The sequence below is a fragment of the Acinetobacter higginsii genome (assembly GCF_000369525.1).
In the GTDB taxonomy this organism is placed as follows: domain Bacteria; phylum Pseudomonadota; class Gammaproteobacteria; order Pseudomonadales; family Moraxellaceae; genus Acinetobacter; species Acinetobacter higginsii.
In genome coordinates this window covers 482,853-507,688 of the sequence record NZ_KB850072.1, presented here as the reverse complement: position 1 = coordinate 507,688, position 24,836 = coordinate 482,853, and the positions used below count along the sequence as shown (strand labels likewise).

The window sequence follows — 24,836 nt, the reverse complement described above, 5'->3', positions numbered from 1 at the left end:
AATTTAGTTATTCTAAATGAACCATACATAACGCAGTAGCTACAAAAAATCTCCCTGTCCCGTAGGGTTATGGCTAAAATTTCCTCATACTTCGTTATGAAACTTGGCAAGGGAATAGCCATTCCCTGCGTTTCACGCCTCGCATGATTAAATTTTAACCAATAACGCAATTCATATATGAACGTTAAACAAGCCCCAATGCTAGACTAGGCACACAGCTGCGGCTAACACTATTTTTACGTATGGCATGATAAACTATTTACATCAAGAGCAAAACTGGCAATCACAACTCAGTGACCTAATTACTGATCCTTTAGAGCTGTTAAATCTGCTTGAGTTATCTACCGATCAACTATTATCAGGGGCAATCCTCGCCTCTGAACAGTTTAAATTGCGCGTGCCACGTGCATTCGTCGGAAAAATGACCATTGGCGATCCGCTTGACCCTCTGCTATTGCAAGTCTTACCCCATCATCTCGAACTGGAAGAACATCCTGAGTTTGTGACGGATCCTTTAGGTGAAGAAGCCGCAAATCAAATGGCAGGGGTTTTACATAAATATCAATCACGTTTTTTGTTGACCTTAACAGGTGCATGTGCGATTCACTGTCGCTACTGTTTCCGTCGTCATTTCCCGTATCAGGAAAATCTGCCTAAAAATGACGATTGGTTAAATATCAAACAGTATATTGAGCAAAATCCACAAATCAATGAAGTGATTTTGAGTGGTGGTGACCCCCTCACACTAAACAATCGAAAAATTTCGTTGTGGCTAGAACGAGTCGCATCTCTCCCTCAGATTAAGATATTGAGAATTCATTCACGGGTTCCGATTGTGATCCCGAATCGTATTGATGAAGAGCTGATTTCTATATTAAAAAACAGTAGGCTACGTATTGTAGTAGTGGTACACTCAAACCACGCAGCTGAACTTGATGATTTCACTTGCTCGAAGTTGCTAGAGTTGTCATTCCAGCATATAACCGTCCTAAATCAGGCAGTTTTGCTCAAAGGTGTGAATGATTCTGCAGAAACTTTAAATGCATTGAGTAGCCGTTTATTTGAAGCACGAGTAATGCCCTATTACCTTCATGTTTTGGATAAAGTTAAAGGTGCTCAGCATTTTGATTTAAGATCTTCAGAGATAGATCAGATATACAGTGATGTATTAGCGAGTTTACCAGGATATCTCGTCCCGAAACTCGTCAGGGAAATTGCGGGCGAAAAAAATAAAACACCGCTTTTTGGGGTTCAAACATTCTGAGATTGATAACACAATGATGAATAATGCTTTTTCGGATATTTTTCAAATTCCAACAGTCTTAAGACGGGACAAACTTAGCTTTTGTGATACCAATTCTAAAAGTCTCAATGAATGGATTTCAAATCTATCCATTATGCAGTTGGGCGATACCTCCAAAGCACTATTTGCAGCTTTATTAGAGCTGAGTGAACTGGAATGTTCGGAAACTTTACGTTTTGACTTGGTTCAGGTTCTGCACCCAACCATTGAAAATGTTTTGGGAAGTCTGGAAAAGAACTTTTTCAATCAGGGCGTGATTAGCTCAGATCGTAATGAGCATATCATTGAACTAGCAATGTTATTGCGTTGCTACTTTGCAGCAATCTATATCAATATTGTGCGTCGCAGTAATGACCAGCTTGATCAGCAAAAGTTTTCTATTTTCGCGCTGAATCAAAAGAAAAATCTGCAAACGGCAAGAACCTTAGCCACCTTTCAATCGCTACAGCAATTAACCCAATTGCTCTATCAACAACATATGTTGTATAGCGAGCCAGTTGCTGGGCAGTGGTTAATTGCCCATCAACTCTATGATGCAGCAGTGACACATAAGTATCAGCATACCAACTTAGATCAGTCTCAGGGTAAACCAAGTTCGATTACCAATATTACTCAGGCCTATGCCCAGCTGATCTTGATGGATATTTTTAATACCAATCAAATTCGTCAATCTGAAATACAAGCTCTGTTCCAGTGTAGTTTTGACTGGGCCAAAATGGTCCAAATCTTGGCTAAAGAAACTGATTTAACCAAGTATGTCGTAGATACCAGCAAAGACCATCCACCGATTTATAATAAAAAACAAAGTTCTGGCTTCAACCCAAACATCTTTATCAGCACACATAGTTTGTTGGATCATGTCACAGCAACACTGCATAAAAATGCAGAATATATTTCTAAAAATGAAAAAATCTATTTAACCCCAGCACTGAAATTTCATGTGCAAACTATTTTAGGTACAACTGCAGAACGCCGTCATGAGCGTTATGAATACTCAGCGCAACTGCATATTTGCTTTGGTTTACTGACTGCGCACTTCTATCTCTCCAAAGCTAAGAATTTCGCAGAGACCTTATTGCTAGACCACAGTTATGGTCTACAAAATGAATCGAAGTTTATGTCGGCTTGGGACAAAAAAAGTGCTTCTGACAACCAAGAGTCTGCGATTCAACGTTTAAGTCGTGAAAGTAAAGCCGTTTATCAAGCTGATATTCTAGATATCAGTGTCAATGGTTATCGTATTAAGTGGTCTGGAGAAGCACCAAAGAATCTAAGAACTGGCGAATATATTTTAGTCAAAGAAACATCACATGGGCATTGGCGTGGAGGCGTAATCCGTTGGCTCAAACAATCAAGCGAGAAAAGTCTAGAACTCGGTTTAGAAGTATTGGCACAAGAGATCTTCCCTTGTGCTGTTCGCATACAGGCTGATCGACATATCAGTAATTATCATCCAACACTTTTATTAAAAAACCAAAATCTGGATGAAACAAAAACAACTTTAATTTTACCAGGTTCACAAATTTTTAGAGAACATCAAGCTGTTCATTTAAGATTGGGGAAAGAGGAAGTCAAGGTGTATTTATTAAACGCACAATTAATTACCCAGAGTTTTGTTCAATTTGAATTTGAACTGCTAAATGATGAGGAACTTCCGGTTCTTCAAAAATATATGGCACAAAAAAATATGGACACAATTGATCAAGATTTATGGGAAGCATTAAAGTGAGAAATTCTTTACTGTCTAAGAAACTCAAACGGACAGAAACCCGTTTACTAATTATTGACGACAATCAACTTCGTTATAATCAAATTGCCGCGATCTTTAAGGCGCAAGATCATCAAATTCATGCCACCTTATTAGATGATCTTAAAACATTTGAAAAACAGTTAAATTTACCCTGGGATATTGTGATTTTTGGTCGTGCTTATGACTTAAAAATCGAACAAACTCTATCCTTGATTCAAGCTTCATCGCAGCCAAGCTTGCCTGTGTTGTTACTGGAACCTGATGACTATAACCATGATCAATATCAGACCTATATTCACAAAGGCATCTATGATGTTTTGAATCTTAAAATACCTGAAACGTTCTATATTAGCATGATCCGTGCATTGTCTTATAGTCGTCTGGTTCAAGCTGAACACCGCTTGCTCAATGAGCTTGAAGCAGCACAAACGCAAGCTCAATCCTTAGTCGCAGAGACGCATAAAGCTGTTGCCATTTTACAAGAAGGTATTCACATCAGTGCCAATACTGAATATGCCAACCTATTTGGATTTGCGAGTGAAGATGAACTGATTGGCTTACCGATCCTCGATGTTTTGCAACCTGAAGATTTAGCACAATTTAAACTGCGCTTTAAAAAGATTTCTCAAGGTCAGTTCGAGCAAGGACGTTTTGAGCTGCGTACTCAAAATGCAACTGTGAAGAACAACCCATTACATCTTGAGTTTTTACCTTCAGGCAATGAAGAGGAAATTCAACTCAATATTGAATGTGGAACATCATCACAAGTAACTGCAGCACCTGCAACTGTCATTTCATCTGAGAAAGTATCCAATTTAAATAGTGCTTTACAACAGATTAATCGACAGCTGACCAATCATCCAGCCAATGCCAATGCAGTTGTGCTGTTTAGCCTGAGCAGTTGTCCAAATGAGGTTTTTCAAAGTGATTGGCGTAGCACCAAAGCGTATTTTGCCAATATCCAAAACTTTATCAAAGAACAAGTCAGTGTTCCTGTTTATCCAGTCGATAGCACACTCTACGTTGCATTGTTTCAAGCTGAATCCAAAAATGTTTTGAATTCACTGCTGATTGGTTTAAACAGCTTGCAGAAACCACAACTTTTAGCGACTACTCAGCACACCTTCCCTTTACACCTTAAATTGGGTTATTGCGAACTTGCACAAGCCATTCCAGATGAAGCGGTTTTTGAGCAGGTCCTAAGTAAAGCATTCACTGCAGCTTTACCAGTATTCAATAGTCCAAAAATTGATACTGATATTGGTTTAACAACCGAACACATTCCAACAAAAGTCCAGTTAAGCTTGTTACAAGAACTGAAACAGAAACTGGATATCGGTGATATTCATCTTAAATATCAGCAGCTTTATGATAAACAAGATCAGCATACACATACTTATGAGGTTTCTGGCGGCTTTATCTATAACAATCAATGGCAAGACTTAAGTGATCTAGCCGATCTTAAAGATGATGTTGAATTATCAGTTCAACTAGACCGCTGGATTCTTGTTGAGGCATGTAAGCAATTACATAACTTCATCACTCAATATCCAAAAGCCAAGCTGATTGTCAACCTCAATCATCATGTGTTATTGAATGATCAAAAACTCCCAGAGTTAGTTGCAAAATTACTCACTATTATTGGCAGTAAACAAGCACACCCATTAATTCTGCAATTTTCTGAACAAGCACTGCAACAGAACCTATCGCAAGCACAGCCACAAATTGCCTTGTTGCGTCAACATGGTGCTGAAGTTTCGATCCGAGGTTTCGGTGATTCACTTTATAGTGACTCGATGCTGCAACAGATTGATGCTCAATATTTGAGTCTACATGGCAAATTGACCAAAATGCTTGCCTCTGAAAAAGACATGGCAAACTTACAAGAAAAAATCCTGCATTTTATTGGCCAAAAACCTGTGGAAATTTTCTTGATGGAACTCAATGACATGAACCTGTTTGCCAATGCATGGAATGTTGAAGCACGTTTTTTACAAGGGAACTACTTCCAGAAAAAGCTTGATCGCTTAACCGATGTACAAGACCAATAAGGTCTTGTACACCACTGTCTATATACATTATCGATAAAATATAGGCACAAAAAAACGGGCATATCGCCCGTTTTTTCTTTCTTGATATTAACGTTTGACAGAACGTGACATACCAGAGAAACGTTGTTTGAATTTGTCGATACGACCGCCAGTGTCCACATTCTTTTGTTTACCAGTATAGAATGGGTGGCAAGCTGAACATACGTCAAGGTAAATTGTTTCTTTACCAAGAGCAGAACGAGTTTCGATTACGTTACCACATGAACAAGTAGCAACTAAGTTTTCATATTTAGGGTGAATATCGGCGCGCATGGTCGATGCTCCTATTTAGTAAGAAAGGCTTAAGCTGTTATCGCAATTGATCACTCTCAATTTGAGGAAAGCAAAGTGTTTTCACACTTGCAGATCAACACCACAACAGACCATTTCTTTTGACTCACCGAGACTCTAAAGGTCAGAGCAAAGCCAACAAGTGCCGAAGATTATACGCCAAAAAATTAAATTTTGCGAACTATTCCTGATTTGATTTTGACCAACGATTCGCAATCACCCCACAAACCATCAACTGAATTTGATGGAAAATCATAATTGGCAGTACGATCATACCTAAAGGCTGCCCGATGAACAGGATTTGAGCCATGGGTACACCGCTCGCTAAGGTTTTCTTGGAGCTACAGAAGAAGATCGTCACTTGATCAGCATGATTAAAACCTAACCACTTAGGTACATACAACGCAAGCAACATCACGAGAGTCAATAATACCGAACACGCAAGTACCAGATACAACAAGGTTAAACCACTGACCTGATGCCATAAACCTGCTACTACAGCACTACTGAATGCCCCATAAACCACCATTAAGATCGATCCCTGATCAAACGCTTTGACGATACTAGGTACTTTGACCATATATGGAAAAACATACGGACGTAATAATTGCCCTAAAATAAAAGGCACCAGTAGTAACAAGGTGATTTGAATAATTGATGTGGTCGGATCAAAACCATGTTGGCTTTGTCCCAAAATAAAATAGCTCACCAAAATCGGGGTAATAAACATCCCGATAATATTGGAGAAGGATGCGCTACATACAGCGGCTGCCACATTACCCTTAGCCATCGAAGTAAATGCAATAGAGGATTGTACTGTTGATGGCAAAAAGCACATAAATAAGAAACCCCAATACAACTGCTGCCCCAGTAGAGGTTCCAACACAGGTTTAGCCAGCAATCCAATCGCAGGAAAAATCACAAACGTAAAAGCAAACACCAAAGCATGCATTTTCCAATGCAGCATCCCTTCAACCACGGCTTCACGTGATAACTTAGCGCCATGTAAAAAGAACAGCACTGCAATTGCGACCGTGGTTAAAATATTAAAATAATGTGCAATCTGACCTGAGACGGGTAAAAAAGTCGCCAGTACTACCATTGCGATTAATAATATTGTAAAGCGGTCCACTGCCAGTTGCTTCAACATAACTTATCCCTATCTACTCACTAAAACTAAAAAGCCCAATATGATGTTGTTGATCATTTGATCGCACCATCATACTGGGCTGAATAAATAAAGCTAGGGCTTTAGATTAGAAATCTTGGACCCAATAGACCAAAGAGAGGGTCTATTGATATTTCAGCCATGCCTTGCGTTATCGGCTAAAATGACATAAACAAGGCATGAAACGCTGGCAATGGCATTCCCTTGTCAAGTTTCATAACGCGGTTTATGGAAGTTTTAGCCATAACCCTACGGGACAGGAATGTTTTTTGCCACTAGTGTGTTAGATCTTGCTTACCTAGAATAACTAGGTTTCACAAAACCAGCCTTGCACCGTCTAAAAAACATCCTCTGTCGCAATGAGAGCTATAGCTCGTAAAGTGAAATGTCAACAGACCCTAGTTATTACGTGCGTTTTGATCCTGTTGAATCAATTCAACTTTATAACCATCTGGATCTTCAACAAAGGCAATCACTGTAACACCACCTTTCATTGGACCCGCTTCACGTACGACTTTTCCACCACGTGCTTTGATTTCTTCACATGCTTTATAAGCATCATCTACACCAATAGCGATATGACCATAAGCATTACCTAAATCATAGCTGGCTGTATCCCAGTTATGCGTGAGCTCAAGCACAGTATTGTTTTCTTCATCGCCGTAGCCAACAAAAGCCAAGGTAAAACGCCCTTCTTCGTAATCACGTTGGCGTAGCAATTTCATACCAAGTACCTCAGTGTAGAACTTCAAAGATTGTTCTAAATTACCTACTCGTAGCATCGTATGTAACATGCGCATAGTTATTCACCTGTCTGTTGAGTTGTTTGGTTTTCATGATCGCGCAACAGTTTCGCAACCCATACCACTAAAACTAAAATTGGAATACCAATTAAAGTCGTCATTAAAAAGAAATTCGGATAACCAATATTGCTGACAATCGTTCCTGAATAACCGCCCAATAATTTTGGTGTTAAAGTCATTAATGAACTGAAAATCGCATATTGAACTGCGGTAAATGATACGCTGGTTAAACTCGATAAAAAGGCAATAAATGCCGCACCAGCTAAACCTGAGGCTAAATTATCGACAATAATGGCAAAATATAACCATAACGAGCTATAACTTTTAATCACCTTACCAGACAATTCAACCATACCTGATTGAGCTGGATCAACCACAGTAATCGGTTGAATATCCACATTTAAATCCGTCTCTGCATGAGATGCCGTATCGACGCGATATTGTCTGGTTGCCAACAATTCACTGCCCGTATTGTTGGTTAAATTAGCCAAAGCCGTAATGGTCTTGGTCGGTGATGCTTGCAAAATTTTGCCATCAATCACGCCTGTGAATAAGCCATTTTGATCCACTTTCGCTACAAATTCCTGCCCATCTAATGTTAAAACAACAGGACTTTCTGCATTGAGTTGCTCAGCTTTTACACCGGCTAACTGACCTTTGATTACCAGACTTTGTTTTAACTCTTTCGGCGTGAGTTGATCATCACCACTCATTGGTAGCAGTTGAATCTGGGCGTGTTGCGCATTCACCAGATAAGAAACTTCAAACTGAGCCTTCGAGTCTGCTTGGTTTTGATATTGAGTACTGACCTGAACCGTATTTGCTTTAGCTAATACTTCATTTGGAACTTGTAACTTCCAATATCCCACCTCATCGGTCTGCACTTGATAATGCTGAGCGCCCACTTGGACTTCAACCTGATCCAATGGCTTGCCAGATTTAACTAAACCGATAAAGATCAAATTGGTTGAGCTTGCCAATACCGCACCAACGAACATGAGTTTCATAATGTTCATACGTTGCGCCAACAGGCCACCTAAGAAGCCACCGACCAAACTAAATATTACACCATAAATTTTGACTGCTTCAGCAATCTGCTCTTTACTAAAGTTTAGATCTTGATAGAACACATTTGAAATCACCCCTGCAATAATGTCAGAGATACGAAAGAAACCAATTAACAGTAATAAAACCAATGCCAGTTTAACGCCATAGCGCTTAAAGAAATCCAGAATCGGGGCAACCCATGTTTCTTTCGCCATTTGCTGATTGACAACACCCATTTTAACCAGCCCAAAACCGATCAATAAGGCAGTTGCGGTTGCAGTTAAAAAGCGCAGCGCTTCTAAACCAAATAATGCAGCGGTGTCTTTAATTGCTGCTGCCTTGGCAATGGCTTCAGTAACGTTACCTGAATAAATATAGCTCACCACAAAAGTTGCAACCGCGATAAAAAACACAAACACCAAACGGTAATAATCCGTGGTTTTATAATGCTTATAAACGCGATTCACTTGCGGTTCACGAACACATAAGGTGGTGATAATACCCACCACCATCACTGCGGCCATGGTTAAATAGGTATATTTCCAAGCTTCGTAGATATAATTACCTTTGGCCGTTCCCAAATAGGCTGCTAGGAATAACGCTCCTGCACCAGCAACAATCATCCCAATACGATAGCCCGCATTGTATGTTGAAGCCAACACAGTTTGCATTTCAGTTTCAGCTAACTCAATACGGTAAGCGTCAATCACAATATCTTGTGTTGCAGCTGAGAAACCCAGTAATACTGCACCAAATGCCATTTGGATTAAATAGCTTTGACCAAGCGCAGGATCTGAAAAAGCCATAATACAAATTGCACAGATAATTAAACATTGTGCAATGAGCAACCAAGCACGGCGACGACCTAAACTCTTGGTTAAAAATGGGACGGGTAATTCATCAATTAACGGTGCCCAAACAAATTTAAAGGAATAACCCAAGGCGGCCCAACTAAAAAAAGTGACCGCACTTTTATCAATACCAGCCTCACCTAGCCATAACGACAAGCTAGAAAAAATCAATAAAATTGGAATCCCTGCGGAGAAACCAAGAAATAACATAATCAGAGCACGGCGATCTAAAAATGCTTTAAATGCCGATGCCCAACCAGAGGCTTGAGTTGTCATTGGTTATTATTTTCCATGAACATGCGTGAATGTGCTTATTCAATCGTTTCTTGCCCTTGCTTGCAAGTTGCTTTATGCAATCATTCTTTTGTTTTGTCGATAAAAAACACAAGTTCGCTTGATCTTTAGGGCTAAAACTGTATACCTTTAATTACTCAACTTTAGTTTATTTGTTGGATAGCAACAGTGACCCAAAAACTCGATCAAATGACTGCAACAACTTTATCATTAACACCAACAAACACTATCACCGCAAATATAAACTCTTTACCAAGCGCATTTGACCAGACGGACATACAAGCAACACTGATTAAAACCGCACTACGTGCAGACCAACTCACTCATATTCCAGACCTAGCTGAAATACCAAGTTCGACCAAACGCATCAAGCCGCTCAATAATTTTTTAGGGCAAGATCGCGCACGTGCCTCTGTTGAAGCTGGTATTTCATTACCCTACTCAGGATATAATATTTTTGCTGTTGGCACGGCAGGATTGGGTAAACGTACCATGATCAAGCGTTTGCTGCAGCAACACGCCAAAACCATGCCGACACCAAATGATTGGGTCTACGTAAACAATTTCAAAAATCCAAGACAACCAATCGCGCTGCACTTTCCTGCTGGACAAGGCACCAAATTTCAAAATACATTGCAACAAGCATGGCAAATCATTTTGAAACAATTGGAACGCCGTTTTAGTGCAGAAAGCTATCACAACCGTATTGAGCGTATTCGTCAAGATACCGGAGATGTACAACAGCAAGCTTTGGTTGAACTCACTAAAGAAGGCGAAGAACTCGATTTAAAATTAGTTTCTCGCAATGACAAACATGTCTTTATAGCAATGCAGTTACGAAATGATGAATATCATGAATTAACGCAGAATGAGCTCAATGCACTCCCAACCAAAGAACGCACAGAAATTAATTCTAATATTCGTTATATGGAGAAAAAGCTAGAGCGCTTAGGTTTACATCTAGGTGATTTAGAAGATGATGCACGCGATCAAGTTTCGAGCCTCAATCGAGATATTGCGACGCAAGTGGTCATGCCACGCATTGAGTCCATCTTAAATAAAAATAAAGAGGTGAAAGGCTTAGATTTGTTCCTAAAACACTATGCTGAAGACATTATTGACAATGTTGAGCTGATCTTAGAGCAAGAAGAAGATGACTTTACCCCTGCCTTATTTAATCGTGTCCCGTCACGTTATCAAGCCAATGTGATTGTTGCCAATAAACCGAATAGCGGTGCTCCCGTTATTTTTGAAGACTTTCCAACCCACTACAACTTATTGGGTCATGTTGAGCAACTCACACATAATGGTACGATCACGACTGACTTCACTTTGATTCGTCCTGGCTCGTTGCATCAAGCCAATGGCGGCTTTCTCATGCTTGAAGCTGAACAATTGCTTGAGCAGCCGTATGCATGGCAAGGTTTAAAGCGTGCCTTAAAATCAGGACAACTTAAGCTCTCATCACTCGAACACATGCTGACCTTAACAGGGAGTATTTCAATTGAGCCAGCTTCAGTTCCGCTTGATATTAAAGTCATTTTATTGGCCGAACCTGAAATTTATTATGAAATTCTGGAAGTTGAGCCAGAGCTAGGCAGTGTCTTTAAAATCCGTGCTGACTTTACCGATACATTACAACGTAATGACAGTAACGAACAAGCGTACATGCAGTTGATTGCCGATTATGTACAAGCTGACAAGCTCCTTCCATTTGATCGCTCTGCGCTCGCAGCTTTACTGACCGATTCAAGTCGCCAAGCCGAAGATCAAAGTTCACTATCACTCCATGCCTCAACGCTGGGTGATTTAATTCGTGAAGCGCATCATCATGCTTTTAAAGCGGATGACAAGATCGTCACTGATCAGCACGTTAATCAGGCCTTACATCATCGTCAATACCGCTTAGGCTATTTACGTGAATTGTATTGGCAAGACCTGTCTCGTGGAACACAGCTGATTGAGACTTCAGGACATCGTCTTGGTCAGATCAATGCCCTCTCTGTGATTCACTATGCTGATGTTGAGTTTGGTCTACCTTCTCGTCTGACCGCATCTGTGTATCAAGGTGGCGGTGATATCCTCGATATTGAGCGTAGTGTAGAACTCGGTGGTTCACTGCATGCCAAAGGCGTCTTACTGATGTCGAGCTTCTTAAAAGCTCATTTTGGTCGTGAGCAAATTTTACACTTCTCTGCTGCATTAGCGTTTGAACAGAGCTATGGGCAAGTCGATGGTGATAGTGCTACGGTTGCAGAACTTTCAGCGCTTATCTCTGCGATCTGCCAAATTCCAATTGATCAGTCTTGGGCAATCACAGGCTCGATGAACCAGTTGGGTCAAGTACAGCCAATTGGTGGTGTCAATGCCAAAATTGAAGGCTTCTATGACGCTTGTAAATTGCAAGGCTTAACTGGCAAACAAGGTGTCATTATCCCACGTCAAAATATGCAGCACTTGATGTTACGTCAGGATGTAAGCGATGCTGTCCAAGCAGGACAATTCCATGTTCATGCGATTGATACCATTGATCAAGCTTTAGAAATTTTAATGGCACGCCCAGTCGGAACCCTTGATAAAAAAGGTCGCTATAGCAAAAACTCGATCTATGCTGCGGTGATGGAGCAACTTGAATATTGGCAAGCGATCGAGGATGGCGAAGCCGTTGAAGACGAGGAACCAAAGAAAAAGAAGAAGCGAAAAAAAACCAAGAAGGATGAAGTTACGGCGAAAACTTCTGAAGAAACAGCTGTTGAAGCAAAGAGCTTAAAACCACTCAGCAAAAAGAAACGAAAATAGAGCTAAAGGAAAAGCCATGTTCCTGACGGAACATGGCTTTTTTTATTAGGCTACGCCCTGCAAGGAACGCCCACCAGGAAGTTGAGCAAAATATTGCTTCAGCGCATCAATACAACGATGTACTTTCATTGGGTATTGCTCACGCTTAGAGGTTAAAGCATGCAAGGTATACGCTGGCAATTGCCAATCGGGTAATACCTCAACTAAAGAACCATTAATCAATTCTTTTTGAATATCCATATACAAAATACGTGCTACGCCATGCCCTTGTTGGCATAGTGATTTTGCGACAAAGACATTATTCGTACCTAAACGTGATTTCATATCCACATTGACAACTTCACCACTGGTACCATGACGGAATGCAAAATGTTGATAGCCTTGCATTAACGTGATTGGCAGTAATTCATGGTGACGTAAATCTTCAGGACGAGTAATCGGCTGAGCTTGATTGAGATAACTTGGTGAAGCAACTAACACCTGATCTACACGAGCCAAAGGTACAGCTGCTAATTGATGATCATCAACTTTCAGACTCATACGAATCGCAATATCAATACGTTCTTCGATTAAATCAATATAACGGTGATCCGCTTCAAAATGGATGGCTAAGCCTTTATGCGCTGACATCCAATGAGAAAGTGCGGGAATGACATGTAGTGCACCCAACTCTGGCGTAGTTGCAATACGTAAATCTCCGACGAGATCGTCCCGTAATTCATTGATTCTGATTTTGCCACGTTCAGCCGCAGCTAACATTTCTTGGCAACTTAAAAAGAATGCTTGTCCTGCTTCAGTGAGACTGAGTTTTCGAGTTGAGCGATGGAGTAACGTAACATCCATTTCTTGTTCTAAAGAACGGATTTGTTGACTGACTGCGCTGGTTGTAATTCCTAAGTCTCTTGCTGCACCACTAAAAGAGCTTTTTTCCACAACACAGGCGAACACCCCCATTGCACGCAATTGATCTAGCATAGACTTCCCTCTTACCTTAATTTATTAATATGCTTATTGTTCTAATGAAAGCAATCTCATTTCAGTATACAAGGAAGTCTATTTACGCACTAGAGGATTATTAATAAATAATTGAAATATTGTTAATAATCCTAAGGTTAATTTGGTAAAACTGTGACTGGATTCACAGGTTTTCCGTCTAAGCGGACTTGGAACTCCATCATGACACGTGAAGCGCCCGATGAACCCATTTCTGCAATTTTTTGCCCCGCAGTCACGGTATCGCCACTCTTGACTAACATTTTGCTGTTATGCGCATAAGCCGTGATATAACCATCGATATGTTTGACTAAAACAAGATTACCGTACTCTTTTAAACCATCTGCGGCATAGACAACTTGCCCATTTGCTGCTGCGAAGATTGGATCCCCTTCATTACCACCGTAACGCGTTCCTTTTACATTACTCGCCATATTATAGCTTTGAATAATTGGTCCATTCGATGGCTTCACCCAACGTAGACTTGATGCTAAGGTCGTAGATGGATTAACAGGCACTGCTGGAACCACTGGTCTTGGGATCACAGGCTGTGTTTTTGGAGCCACAGGTTGCTGAGTCGGTAAATTAATGCTTTGACGTTGAATTGGTGCGGTCTGTGTCATTGCTTGCGTAGAGGTTGTACGTTGTGCGACAGAACCTTTTAAACGTAGAGATTGATTGACATAAATACGGTACGGCGGCGCAATACCATTCAAAGCTGCAACATCTAAGTAGTTCAAGCCATAACGATTTGAAATCGCGCTTAAGGTATCGCCAGAGCGAACCGTATAATAATTTGGTGCTTGCACATAACGCGCGCCACCATTTACTTGCGGTTTAGATGCACAACCCGTCATAACTGCCACTGTTGCAACCGCCATAGACAAAACGATTGTTTTAATCGTTTTCTGTGATAGAAAAACCGAGACATGGTTTAAGTGCATCTTCGCCCTCATCGAAAAAAACCTTAATTCATTATTACATTTGCGCCTAAGAGTACCAAAAAAGTGAGAAAAAACGAGTTCTCACTTTCTATATTCACAAAGTTATAACATTCATACGGCTAACCATTTACATGAGCATGCAAATTTTCAAGCACAGCATAGTTGGTTGCATCCATCTGGATTGGAGTAATGCTGACATAACCGTTCGAAACCGCAAAGAAATCGGACTGAATATCACTGGATACCGCTTGTGGATCGGTAATCGCCTCTCCTGCCAACCCAATCCAATACACCTGACGACCACGCGGATCAACATGACTACTAATCGGCTTGGATTGAGCACGTCGCCCCTGATAGGTTACCTGTGCGCCCTTAAGCTGTTCAATATCTGGAATGTTAATATTAAAGATATGACGTGGTGGCAAAACAGGGAGCCCTTTGGCAATAAAATCATGAACCCACTGCGCTGCCACTGCATAATGTTGTGGGTGTTCATAAGAACGTACATTTGATCCTGCTAAAGAAACGGCAATCGCAGGATGTTTCATCAAGCGCCCTTCAAAAGCTGCACCCACCGTACCTGAATATAAAACATCATCGCCAAGATTTGCACCACTATTGATGCCACTCACGACAAGATCAAATTCAAAATCGAACAGCCCATTCATGGATAAATAAACACAGTCCGCAGGTGTTCCATTGACTGCCCACACATCTTCAGAAATTTGTATTGGTCGTAAAGGGCGATCAAGTGTTAAAGCACTAGAATAACCGCTGCGCTCACTTTCTGGCGCAACCACCACAACGCGGCCCAAAGGTTTTAATGCTTGCGCTAAAGCTTGTAGCCCAGGTGCAAACACACCATCATCATTTGCTATTAAGATATTCACTGGAATCTATTCTCTATTTGGGGATAACTGGTATTTCAGCCACTCCCTGTGTTTAGGCCAACATAATTTAAATCAGGCATGAAACCTAGGCAATGACACTGCCCTTGTCAAGTTTCATCCTCAAATTAGAGACAATTCTAATAAACTGTGCGCGAAGAACCTGACACAAATTGATTTGAACGTTCAACAAAGTTGAGAAGATAAACTGAATACGACCCATGCCATCAACATCGTTGAACTGTCAACTGACCTCAGCTTACTCAACAGTTTTTCCAATTGAATTATTCCTTGAATTATATATATTTAGGTCTTCATAGTATTAGAAATTTATACAGCCATGAGACATTTATCTAATTTTATCCGAATTTTTGGGGTGAGTTTCACACTTTTAGCAGCACCTACTGTTTTTGCTGATGAAGCGGTTTCTGTAAAAGAAGCAGATGCATTGATTAAAGATGATATCGCCAATGCACAAGTACTGGTTGAAATGTGCCCGAACTTGATTGGTAAAAATGCTAAATTTGACCAAAATATCAAAAAAATGATGGGTTCATATTTAAGTAATTATTCTGATAAATCTGCTTCTTTGGACAGCTTACAGAAAGATGCTGAATTTAAAACTTTGCTAAAAGATGCTCGTGAAGCAGCATCTGAAGTGGATAAAGCCGAACAAAAATCAGTATGTGAAGAAGTAATTAATTTTGAAGGTTAATCACTTTTAGAAATCTGATGTGGTTTTAACGATTAAATGAGTTAAAACCACTTCGCTGTATCTAATTGATAAAAGTTCTGATATTGCTCGAATAATACTTACCAAGCATCCGGTTCACGAACCATATGAATAATATTAGCTGGACTAGTAATCCACCCTCCTCGAAATCCCTCTGTTAAGGGTTCAATTGCATCACAACGAATTACACCCGCCGCTTCCAAATATTCAGCAGCTTCGGAGAAATTATCGGTAAACAATTCAAGCCAAAGCTCAGCTTGACTCATCTCAGGTGCCGCAGCGATCCATAATTTAACGGGTCCAAGTTCAAAGCCTATATCAGGCAGCTTATCTGTAATTTGTTTAAGGCCAATCACATCACGATAAAACTTAACGGTAGCTTCAAATTGATGTGGTGGAAGTTTAAGTGCAATATCAACACCGCCTGTGAATTTTGCTTTCATCTTATTACTCCTACTATCTACAGATTTCTTATTTTCTCTCACATTTTTATTTACTTTGCGTGCCTCTCTTGTGGCGCAGTGGCTTCATCCATGCTCATCGCAACCCTATTAAAACAAACTCATCTTAAATCGCCTACTTTTAAAGCAAACCATGTACAAGCAAGCATGTCAAAACATGGCTCATCAAACCTCAAAAAGATCACTACGTTTTATATTCTGTATATCTATACCCACATTTTCTCCACGCTTCCTACAGCAAACATACATTTTTTAACATGCTTTTGTGCTATAAGTTGTTCAAATTCTTTAAGTCTTGTTTTTGAGTTTGATTTGTTATGAAGAAAAATGTTTTTAAAACACTAGGTTTATCATTCCTCATCGCCTCAAGTGCACTTGCGCCAACAGCATTTGCAGCTGAAAAAAAGTCAGAACCTGAAAAGATTGAAGTCACGCCTATGTCTGATAGTGTGACCAAGCAAGAACTTGCTGCTATCTATGTTCTTTCTGAAATTTGTCCAAGTTTAATTGGCAAAGATTTAAAATTTAATAAAGCCTATGACAACCTCGTTAAAGCTTATTTAAACAATGAAGCGAATGCCGTTGAAACCCTTAATAAACGCGTCAAAGGCAAGGACTACCAAGAGGCATTAAAAGAAGCGCGTGCTGACGCAAAAGCAGCTTCTGATGATGATAACCGCCAGATTTGTGATGATGTTCGTAATTATTACTCGAAATAATCCGACCAATTAAGCTTCAGGTTACAATACTGTATGAAAAAGCCGACTTCCCCCGTAGAAGTCGGCTTTGCTTTGTCCTAAAATGCTAGGCTCGTCTGCTTCATACAAGATATTGGAACCACCTAGAATGACTCAAAAAAGCGCTCTTGCTGCATTACTCCTTTTGCCAAGCTTTTCATATGCAGCAACTGTCCTATCTGCTCCACCAGAATTAAATAATAAATCTTATGTATTGATGGATTACGAGACTGGACAGATTCTCGCTGCTAAAAACGAAGATGAAAAACTTGCACCTGCTTCAATGACAAAAATGATGACAAGCTACATCATTGAGCAGAAACTTTTAAAGGGTGAATTGACTGAAAACGAACAAGTACGCATGAATGAATCTGCGTGGTGTCGTGGTAGCAGTTCTGAATCATGTATGTACGTTCCTTTAAATGGCACGGCAACAGTTTTAGAAATGCTACGTGGTATTATTATCCAGTCAGGTAATGATGCATCTAAAGCAATGGCCGAACACATTGCGGGCAATGAAGGTACTTTTGCCCACATGATGAACCAAGAAGCAAAACGTGTGGGTATGGTGAATACGCATTTCATCAACTCAACAGGTATGCCAGCTGATGGTCATTATTCAACAGCAAAAGATATGGCAATTCTTGCTCAGCACATTATCAAAGATAGCTCTAAATACTACCCAATCTATTCTGAAAAAGAATTTACTTTCAACGGGATTAAGCAAGGCAATCGTAATGCCCTTCTTTATACAGATCCAAGTGTTGATGGTTTAAAAACAGGTCATACCAATGAAGCAGGTTTCTGCTTAACCACGTCAAGTAAACGCGGTCCAATGCGTTTGATCTCGGTGATCTTTGGTACACCAAGCATGAATGAACGTGCCAGCCAAACACGTACATTATTGGCTTGGGGCTTTGCAAACTTTGAAACTGCAAACGTTCAACCTGCTAACCAAGTTCTTGCTAAAGCAAAAGTATGGTTTGGTAAACAAGACGAAGTTCAAATTGGCTTAGCTGAAAACTTCAATGTCACCATGCCTAAAGGCCAAGCAGACAAGATTAAAACTCAGCTTGTGGTTCAACCAAAACTGAATGCACCTTTAGCCAAAGGTCAAGTGGTTGGTAAATTAGTCGCGAGTCTCGATGGCAAAGTGATTGCTGAAAAACCACTGGTTGCATTAAAACCTGTTGAAGAAGCTAGCTTCTTTGCACGTATGATTGACCATATCAAAATGTTCTTCAGTAACTTATTCTAAATTTTAGAAGAGTACGATTAAGCATTCATGCTCTTGGGCATGGATGCTTTTTTATTTTATAATTCCTTTAAATTTTCCGATCGAAAGCCATTATGCCAAAGAACATCCGTCCTTATTTAGACCAAAAACCTGACGTTGATTCAAGCTGCTATGTAGATGAGATGTCAGTTGTAGTTGGTGATGTCAAATTAGCAGAGAATGTTTCCGTCTGGCCTTTTGCTGTGATTCGTGGTGATGTAAATTCGATTCAAATCGGCAAAAACAGCAATGTGCAAGATCACTGTATGTTGCATGTCAGCCACAAAAATCAATCTAAACCGAATGGTTCTCCGCTGGTCATTGGAGAAGATGTAACTGTTGGGCATCATGTGACTTTACATGGATGCACCATTGGTAATCGTGTCTTGATCGGGATTAATACCGTGGTGTTAGATGATGTTGTTATTGAAGATGATGTGATGATTGGTGCAAGTAGTCTGGTGCCGCCACGCAAAGTCTTAAAAAGTGGCTATCTTTATGTCGGGAGCCCAGTACAGCAAGTTCGTGCGTTGACCGAAAAAGAAATGGAATTCCTTCCTTATTCAGCACGTCATTATGTGAAAGTGAAGAATAATTATTTAGATCAAGAGAAGTAATTTTAAAATCAGCATATAACAGGTGTTAAATGCTGATTAAATATGTGTCTTAAACACTAAAATAGTGAGATATTAAAGCTCACATAAAGAACAATTCACACCTCGGCAGTTATGCAACACTGAAGTCCGAGCACTTTTTTTGCTGGTCCCAGGCCCTTCAACCAAGGGCCCTGCCAGTTGCTCGGCACTCGATGAGGGTCGCCATTTATTTTTGACTGAGATCTTTTGATGCCCTGTAATCATTGGTTTCAACAACATGGATTTCTGGCAATACGGGCAAGATGTGTTATCCCTTGCAATACTGGCCATTGGGACACTCTGCTCAAAAATCCCTTCACAACACTCACATCTAAAATCATACAGTGGCATCTTAAAATCCTTCTTTAGCGATCAATCTTGCATTCACCCAAGACTAACGATATCCCCAAAACTTATTTTCGTTTAAGGCACCTTGCGGCAAAATATTCTTCTCAAAGATAGAAGTTGGTAAAGAAATTGTGCAGGCACAGTTTGGAATATCCACAATGCCACCGATACGCCCTTCAACAGGTGCAGCGGTCAGCAACATATAGGCTTGAGATCCCGTAAATCCAAAATTCTCAAGATATTTAATCGCTTTTAAACAGGCCTGACGATAAGCAACCGTGGCATCCAAGTAATGATTTACCCCATTTTCCACGCTAATACCTTCAAAGGTTAGCCACTGATCGTAATTAGGTCTGACATTGCTTGGAACAAAGATCGGTGAATCAATATTATATTTTTCCATTCCTCCTTTAATCAGGTCAAAACCAACACGCGTTACCCCATCCATTTCAATCGCACCACAGAATCCGATTTCGCCATCACCTTGTGAGAAGTGTAGATCACCCATCGAGAAGCCAGCGCCTTTCTGATACACAGGAAAATAAATACGACTGCCCGCAGCTAGATCTTTAATATCGGTATTACCGCCATGTTCACGCGGCGGCACTGTACGAGCAGCTTCAACTGCCATCCGATCAAACTCTGCCCCTGTCACACCTCGTAACACCGCAGTTCTTGGATCAGGTGGATTTGCCTGTCCCTTAGGTACCAATAACGCCTCTCTACGATTCCACTCTTTTAAAAGCTCATGTGAAGGAAGCGTCCCCATTAATCCAGGATGTTTTAAGCCAGCAATACGAACACCAGGGATATGACGTGATGTTGCAAATAATCCTTTTAAATCCCAAATTGCCTTATCTGCTTCAGGGAAATAATCCGCTAAAAAGCCACCGCCATTTTCTTTCGCAAACACACCTGAAAAACCAACTGCTGAGATCGGTTGAATATCCAAAAGATCGATCACCAATAAATCGCCTGGCTCAGCACCCTCGACATAAAAAGGTCCTGTCAAAGGATGTGCTCGAGTGAGATCAACATGTTTTACATCAGACACATCATCGGTATCTTTAATTTGAGCGTCCAGAAAATCCAGACTTTCAATGAGAATTTCTTCCCCTGGTTTCACCGATGTTAAAAATGGAATATCTGGATGCCAGCGATTATGGCCAATCTCTGCTTGTTCTGCTAAAGCGACACCAGGTTTAATTTTAATATGTTGCATAATACTTCAACTCCGTGTGCTGTATATGAGCCTAATTCTTCATCTGTTCTACTTCTAAATTATTGAAAGGCCTAAGCAAATAATACATCGCTTAGACGGAATTATTATTTTTACCTTGCGGTCAAAAAACACACTAGCACATTCTGTTTTTTTGAAGCAATTCCTTTTCGATTCTCAACACATCAAATACACACGGATCACAACAAATATTTTTCTTCCGCTTTAGCCAATTAACCTTCCTATGTAGCCAAAAACAGTCAAATTTTGTAGAATACGTTTTTTAAAATCATGGTGCTTTCTATGACCGCTTGGACACCTCATGTCACAGTCGCCACTGTTGTCGAAAAAGACGGACGTTTTCTGTTTGTTGAAGAACACAGCGAAGGCTTTGTACATACTGTGTTTAATCAACCGGCAGGTCATGTCGAATGCGACGAAACCATTATTCATGCAGCGATCCGTGAGACCTTAGAAGAAACAGGTCATCATGTTGAAATTGATCATCTGCTTGGGATCTATACCTATACCCCACCAATGTTTCCTGATCGTACCTACTACCGTTTTTGCTTCTTGGCCCATGTCACGGCAGTTGAAGAAAATGCGCAACTGGATACAGGTATTGTTGGTGCTGTATGGATGAACTTGGATGAGTTACAAGAAACAGCACGTGCACGTAGCCCATTGGTTTTAAAAGCCGTTGAAGATGCCCTAGCTGGCAAAAAATATCCTTTATCGCTTATTTATGAGCACCCTTTTTCTCCCTCATTAACTTCTCATTTGGATGCTTAATTAGATGCAACAACGTGTCATCGTCGGTATGTCTGGTGGTGTAGACTCCTCCGTTTCTGCCGCATTATTACTTCAACAAGGATATCAAGTTGAAGGCCTTTTCATGAAAAACTGGGAAGAAGATGATGGTACGGATTACTGCACAGCACTGGAAGACTTGGCAGATGCTCAAGCCGTTGCAGATAAAATTGGCATCAAACTGCATACTGCCAACTTTGCAATGGAATATTGGGATCGTGTCTTTGAGCACTTCTTGGCTGAATATGCTGCAGGTCGCACACCAAACCCTGATATCTTGTGTAATAAAGAAATTAAATTCCGTGCCTTCCTCGATCATGCCATGACTTTGGGTGCAGACTTTATTGCAACAGGTCACTATGCACGTCGTGGTGCGAGCATGCAAAACTCGCGTGGCGAAACCTATGCACCATTACTCCGTGGTGTTGATAACAATAAAGACCAAACCTATTTCCTACATGCAGTTCATGGCCGTGAAATTAACAAAACCCTGTTTCCTGTCGGTGAAATTGAAAAGCCAGAAGTTCGTCGCATCGCAGAACAACTTGATTTAGCAACAGCCAAGAAAAAAGACTCAACGGGTATTTGTTTTATTGGTGAGCGTCGCTTTACTGACTTCCTTAAACAATACCTACCTGCACAAGCCGGAAAAATTGTTTTGGAATCAGGTAAAGAAGTTGGTGAACATCATGGCTTGATGTACTATACGCTGGGTCAACGCGGTGGTATCGGTATCGGTGGTATGAAAGGTGTACAAGAAGGTGCATGGTTCGTATTACATAAAGATATTGCCAATAATCGCTTGGTGATTGGTCAAGGACATGAACACCCACTGATGCAAAGTACGCAGCTTTGGAGTGAGTCAATTGATTGGGTTGCAGGTGAACAGGACATTCCATCGGCTGGATTCCGCTGCACAGCGAAAACCCGTTATCGTCAGCCAGATCAAGCGTGTACCATCTATCGCGATGAACAGACTGAACATGGCATCCGTGTTGAGTTTGATGAGCCGCAACGCGCTGTGACTCCAGGACAAAGCGTGGTGTTCTATTCTGGAGAGGTCTGCTTAGGTGGTGGTGTTATTCATCATACCAATGCACCTGAACCAGATTTTATTTAAGGAAATTGGAAGCGAAGCATGGTCGAGTTACCCTTTCAGCACACTCAAGCGTTGAATGTTAGACAGAACCGTGCTCTAGCATTGGCCGCAGTCTTTCAGGCAACTCAGTTAACACATATGACTGCGATGGCTGGTCAGCAAAGCATTGGTGATAGTGGTAATTTCTATTTTGAACTATTGATTAAAGCCAGTCTAAATATTCGTCCTGCGGCAAACAATGCCACTCAGACCTTAGATTTTTTTAATCAACTTGCAGACATTTCACTCGGATTAAAAACATTAGAAGGCTGTATTACTCAGCCTTTTAATACCGCACCAAAATCCCGTGTTCCAAAAATGTCGACAGCAAAACTACCCATGTCCTATGCGATGGCCCTGTTGCAGTTGGAAAAGAAAGTCTACAGTAACCCTGAATACGTAAAAATTATAGAAAGCTCGCAACAAAAAATCTTAAAGCAACTCTCCTTTTTCGATAATAACTATTTACACCCAAGTATCATTGCCAACCTTGCACAAACCTATGTAGAAACGGCAGGACAGATTAATCCGCGTATTTTAGTACGTGGTAATGCCGAAGCATTTAAAGACATCAATCATACCAACCGTATTCGTGCATGCTTATTTACAGGCTTACAACTTGCGCATTTATGGAAACAGCTCGGTGGAAGCTCTTGGAGTATGATCTTTAGTAAACGCAAATTATTGCAAGATATTCAAGCTCTCGCTCGTTTGCAGTATCAGGTGGTATAGACCGATGCTACAACGAATTTATTTTTATGTTTATTCCAAAATTAAGGAATCTGTATGAATGCTTTAACCGCACTCTCGCCACTTGATGGACGTTACGCTAGCAAATGCGATGCCCTACGCCCTTTTTTGTCTGAGTTTGGTTTAATCCACGCTCGTGTCACGGTTGAAGTGCGTTGGTTACAAGCACTTGCAAATCGTGCAGAAATTATTGAAGTTGCGCCATTTTCAAATGAAACCAATGCTGCTTTAGATGCAATCGTTTCAAACTTCTCTGAAGAAGATGCAAACCGCATTAAAGAAATTGAACGCACTACGAACCACGATGTAAAAGCAGTTGAATATTTCCTTAAAGAAAAAATTGCCAACATTGATGAATTACAAAATGCAGGCGAATTTATTCACTTTGCTTGTACTTCTGAAGACATCAATAACTTGTCTCATGCGCTTATGCTGAAAAATGGCCGTGAAGTTTTAGTTTCAAGCATGAAGCAACTTCTCAATGCGATTTCAGCTTTGGCAACAACACATGCTGAACAACCAATGTTGTCTCGTACACATGGTCAAACTGCAAGCCCTACTACCTTGGGTAAAGAGATGGCAAACGTTGCATATCGCTTGGCCCGTCAAATCAAGCAGTTTGAAAATGTTGAGTTACTCGGCAAAATCAATGGTGCTGTAGGTAACTACAATGCACATCTTTCTGCATATCCAGAAATTGATTGGGCTGCACATGCACAAGCATTTGTCGAATCTTTAGGCCTAAGCTTCAACCCATACACCACGCAGATTGAGCCACATGATTATATGGCTGAATTGTTTGATGCTCTACGTCGTTACAACACCATCTTAATCGACTTTAACCGTGACGTATGGGGTTATATCTCGCTTGGTTACTTCAAACAAAAGTTAAAAGATGGTGAAGTTGGTTCTTCAACTATGCCGCACAAAGTAAACCCAATTGACTTCGAAAACTCAGAAGGTAACTTAGGTATTGCTAATGCTGTTTTAGGTCACCTAGGTGAAAAGCTTCCTGTTTCTCGCTGGCAGCGCGACCTCACTGACTCAACTGTATTACGTAATATGGGTGTTGGTTTTGCGCAAAGCTTAATTGCTTTTGATGCTTGCTTAAAAGGTGTTGGTAAACTTGAGCTGAATGCTGCTCGTTTAAATGAAGATTTAAACCAAGCCCAAGAAGTTCTTGCAGAGCCAATTCAAACTGTTATGCGTCGTTATAACGTTGAAAAGCCATACGAAAAATTAAAAGCTCTTACTCGTGGTCAGGCAATGACACGTGAGATGATGGTGAACTTCGTCAATGGCGATGAACTTGCACAAGTTCCTGCAGACGAACGTGCTCGTCTAGCTGAATTAACACCTGCAACTTATACTGGTAATGCAGCTGAACAAGCAAAACAAATCAATGATTTGATCAGCAAGATCTAAAACTGATTGACTCGAAAAAGCAGAGCTTCGGCTCTGCTTTTTTATTTTTACAAGTATCTCAATCTATAATCACCAATCAACCCA

The 24,836-nt window shown here is 40.6% G+C and carries 22 protein-coding genes; 12 read left to right on the top strand and 10 right to left on the bottom strand.

What is annotated here, in order from left to right; translation table 11 throughout:
• The first annotated feature begins 247 nt into the window (after window positions 1–247).
• Genes epmB through F902_RS08395 form a run of 3 tightly spaced genes read left to right on the top strand, consistent with a single transcriptional unit; the run spans window position 248 to window position 5,104 of the window.
• The gene (gene epmB / locus F902_RS08405) at window positions 248–1,264 is read left to right on the top strand and encodes an EF-P beta-lysylation protein EpmB (protein ID WP_005202633.1); all 1,017 of its coding nucleotides are present in this window, start codon (window positions 248–250) and stop codon (window positions 1,262–1,264) included.
• 13 nt (window positions 1,265–1,277) lie between these two features.
• A complete protein-coding gene (locus F902_RS08400) occupies window positions 1,278–3,032 on the top strand; it encodes a hypothetical protein (RefSeq protein ID WP_005202631.1) in 1,755 nt (584 codons plus the stop codon).
• Entirely contained in the window at window positions 3,014–5,104 is a 2,091-nt protein-coding gene (locus F902_RS08395) for an EAL domain-containing protein (RefSeq protein WP_005202629.1), read from the top strand. The genes F902_RS08400 and F902_RS08395 overlap by 19 nt, the downstream gene beginning before the upstream one ends.
• A gap of 87 nt (window positions 5,105–5,191) precedes the next feature.
• Here F902_RS08395 and rpmE read toward each other — a convergent pair whose 3' ends face one another.
• From rpmE to F902_RS08375, 4 genes are all read right to left on the bottom strand, one after another.
• Complete coding sequence (gene rpmE / locus F902_RS08390) at window positions 5,192–5,416, bottom strand: 50S ribosomal protein L31 (RefSeq protein WP_004808257.1); 225 nt, start codon at window positions 5,414–5,416, stop codon at window positions 5,192–5,194.
• 199 nt (window positions 5,417–5,615) lie between these two features.
• Entirely contained in the window at window positions 5,616–6,584 is a 969-nt protein-coding gene (locus F902_RS08385; protein ID WP_005202627.1) for a bile acid:sodium symporter family protein, read from the bottom strand.
• 416 nt (window positions 6,585–7,000) lie between these two features.
• Window positions 7,001–7,402: a lactoylglutathione lyase gene (gene gloA, locus F902_RS08380; protein WP_004808260.1), complete on the bottom strand. Its 402-nt coding sequence runs from the start codon at window positions 7,400–7,402 to the stop codon at window positions 7,001–7,003.
• 2 nt (window positions 7,403–7,404) lie between these two features.
• Window positions 7,405–9,579, bottom strand: a complete 2,175-nt coding sequence (locus F902_RS08375) for an AmpG family muropeptide MFS transporter (RefSeq protein ID WP_005202625.1) — start codon at window positions 9,577–9,579, stop codon at window positions 7,405–7,407.
• A gap of 186 nt (window positions 9,580–9,765) precedes the next feature.
• On the opposite strand from F902_RS08375, the gene F902_RS08370 reads away from it, so the two are divergent.
• Entirely contained in the window at window positions 9,766–12,396 is a 2,631-nt protein-coding gene (locus tag F902_RS08370; protein ID WP_005202623.1) for a Lon protease family protein, read from the top strand.
• A gap of 45 nt (window positions 12,397–12,441) precedes the next feature.
• Here F902_RS08370 and F902_RS08365 read toward each other — a convergent pair whose 3' ends face one another.
• The 3 genes from F902_RS08365 to surE form a co-directional block, all read right to left on the bottom strand.
• Window positions 12,442–13,371, bottom strand: a complete 930-nt coding sequence (locus tag F902_RS08365) for a LysR family transcriptional regulator (RefSeq protein WP_004808267.1) — start codon at window positions 13,369–13,371, stop codon at window positions 12,442–12,444.
• Between the two features lie 137 nt (window positions 13,372–13,508).
• Window positions 13,509–14,333, bottom strand: a complete 825-nt coding sequence (locus F902_RS08360; RefSeq protein ID WP_004808269.1) for a peptidoglycan DD-metalloendopeptidase family protein — start codon at window positions 14,331–14,333, stop codon at window positions 13,509–13,511.
• A 119-nt stretch (window positions 14,334–14,452) separates the two neighbouring features.
• Complete coding sequence (gene surE, locus F902_RS08355) at window positions 14,453–15,223, bottom strand: 5'/3'-nucleotidase SurE (RefSeq protein WP_005202622.1); 771 nt, start codon at window positions 15,221–15,223, stop codon at window positions 14,453–14,455.
• A gap of 337 nt (window positions 15,224–15,560) precedes the next feature.
• Between surE and F902_RS08350 the strand changes: the two genes are divergently transcribed.
• Window positions 15,561–15,935 (top strand): MCR_0457 family protein, encoded by a 375-nt coding sequence (locus tag F902_RS08350; RefSeq protein WP_005202620.1) that lies wholly within the window; start codon window positions 15,561–15,563, stop codon window positions 15,933–15,935.
• 98 nt (window positions 15,936–16,033) lie between these two features.
• Here the strand turns inward: F902_RS08350 and F902_RS08345 are convergent, their stop codons facing one another.
• Complete coding sequence (locus F902_RS08345; RefSeq protein ID WP_005202618.1) at window positions 16,034–16,396, bottom strand: VOC family protein; 363 nt, start codon at window positions 16,394–16,396, stop codon at window positions 16,034–16,036.
• Between the two features lie 335 nt (window positions 16,397–16,731).
• Here F902_RS08345 and F902_RS08340 point away from each other — a divergent pair, with 335 nt between their 5' ends.
• The 3 genes from F902_RS08340 to F902_RS08330 all read left to right on the top strand — a co-directional run bounded on the left by F902_RS08340 (window position 16,732) and on the right by F902_RS08330 (window position 19,044).
• Window positions 16,732–17,133: an MCR_0457 family protein gene (locus tag F902_RS08340; RefSeq protein WP_004808275.1), complete on the top strand. Its 402-nt coding sequence runs from the start codon at window positions 16,732–16,734 to the stop codon at window positions 17,131–17,133.
• A 127-nt stretch (window positions 17,134–17,260) separates the two neighbouring features.
• Complete coding sequence (dacC, locus tag F902_RS08335; RefSeq protein ID WP_004808276.1) at window positions 17,261–18,409, top strand: D-alanyl-D-alanine carboxypeptidase PBP5/6; 1,149 nt, start codon at window positions 17,261–17,263, stop codon at window positions 18,407–18,409.
• A 92-nt stretch (window positions 18,410–18,501) separates the two neighbouring features.
• Window positions 18,502–19,044, top strand: coding sequence for a gamma carbonic anhydrase family protein (locus F902_RS08330; protein WP_005202610.1), 543 nt, complete (start codon window positions 18,502–18,504; stop codon window positions 19,042–19,044).
• A gap of 72 nt (window positions 19,045–19,116) precedes the next feature.
• On the opposite strand, the gene F902_RS08325 is transcribed toward F902_RS08330, so the two are convergent.
• Together F902_RS08325 and fmdA are read right to left on the bottom strand one after the other, a co-directional pair.
• Window positions 19,117–19,413: an FmdB family zinc ribbon protein gene (locus F902_RS08325; RefSeq protein ID WP_005202609.1), complete on the bottom strand. Its 297-nt coding sequence runs from the start codon at window positions 19,411–19,413 to the stop codon at window positions 19,117–19,119.
• Between the two features lie 43 nt (window positions 19,414–19,456).
• Complete coding sequence (gene fmdA, locus F902_RS08320) at window positions 19,457–20,632, bottom strand: formamidase (protein WP_005202608.1); 1,176 nt, start codon at window positions 20,630–20,632, stop codon at window positions 19,457–19,459.
• A 300-nt stretch (window positions 20,633–20,932) separates the two neighbouring features.
• Here fmdA and F902_RS08315 point away from each other — a divergent pair, with 300 nt between their 5' ends.
• The 4 genes from F902_RS08315 to purB are packed head-to-tail and all read left to right on the top strand — an operon-like array spanning window position 20,933 to window position 24,752.
• On the top strand, window positions 20,933–21,421 hold the full coding sequence (locus tag F902_RS08315; protein ID WP_017402020.1) for an NUDIX hydrolase: 489 nt from the start codon (window positions 20,933–20,935) through the stop codon (window positions 21,419–21,421).
• A gap of 4 nt (window positions 21,422–21,425) precedes the next feature.
• Window positions 21,426–22,559 carry a tRNA 2-thiouridine(34) synthase MnmA gene (gene mnmA, locus F902_RS08310; RefSeq protein WP_005202606.1) on the top strand — a complete coding sequence of 378 codons (1,134 nt, stop codon included), beginning with the start codon at window positions 21,426–21,428 and terminating at the stop codon, window positions 22,557–22,559.
• An 18-nt stretch (window positions 22,560–22,577) separates the two neighbouring features.
• Window positions 22,578–23,309 carry a high frequency lysogenization protein HflD gene (hflD, locus tag F902_RS08305; protein ID WP_004652818.1) on the top strand — a complete coding sequence of 244 codons (732 nt, stop codon included), beginning with the start codon at window positions 22,578–22,580 and terminating at the stop codon, window positions 23,307–23,309.
• 54 nt (window positions 23,310–23,363) lie between these two features.
• The gene (gene purB / locus F902_RS08300) at window positions 23,364–24,752 is read left to right on the top strand and encodes an adenylosuccinate lyase (RefSeq protein ID WP_005202605.1); all 1,389 of its coding nucleotides are present in this window, start codon (window positions 23,364–23,366) and stop codon (window positions 24,750–24,752) included.
• Window positions 24,753–24,836 lie beyond the last annotated feature (84 nt).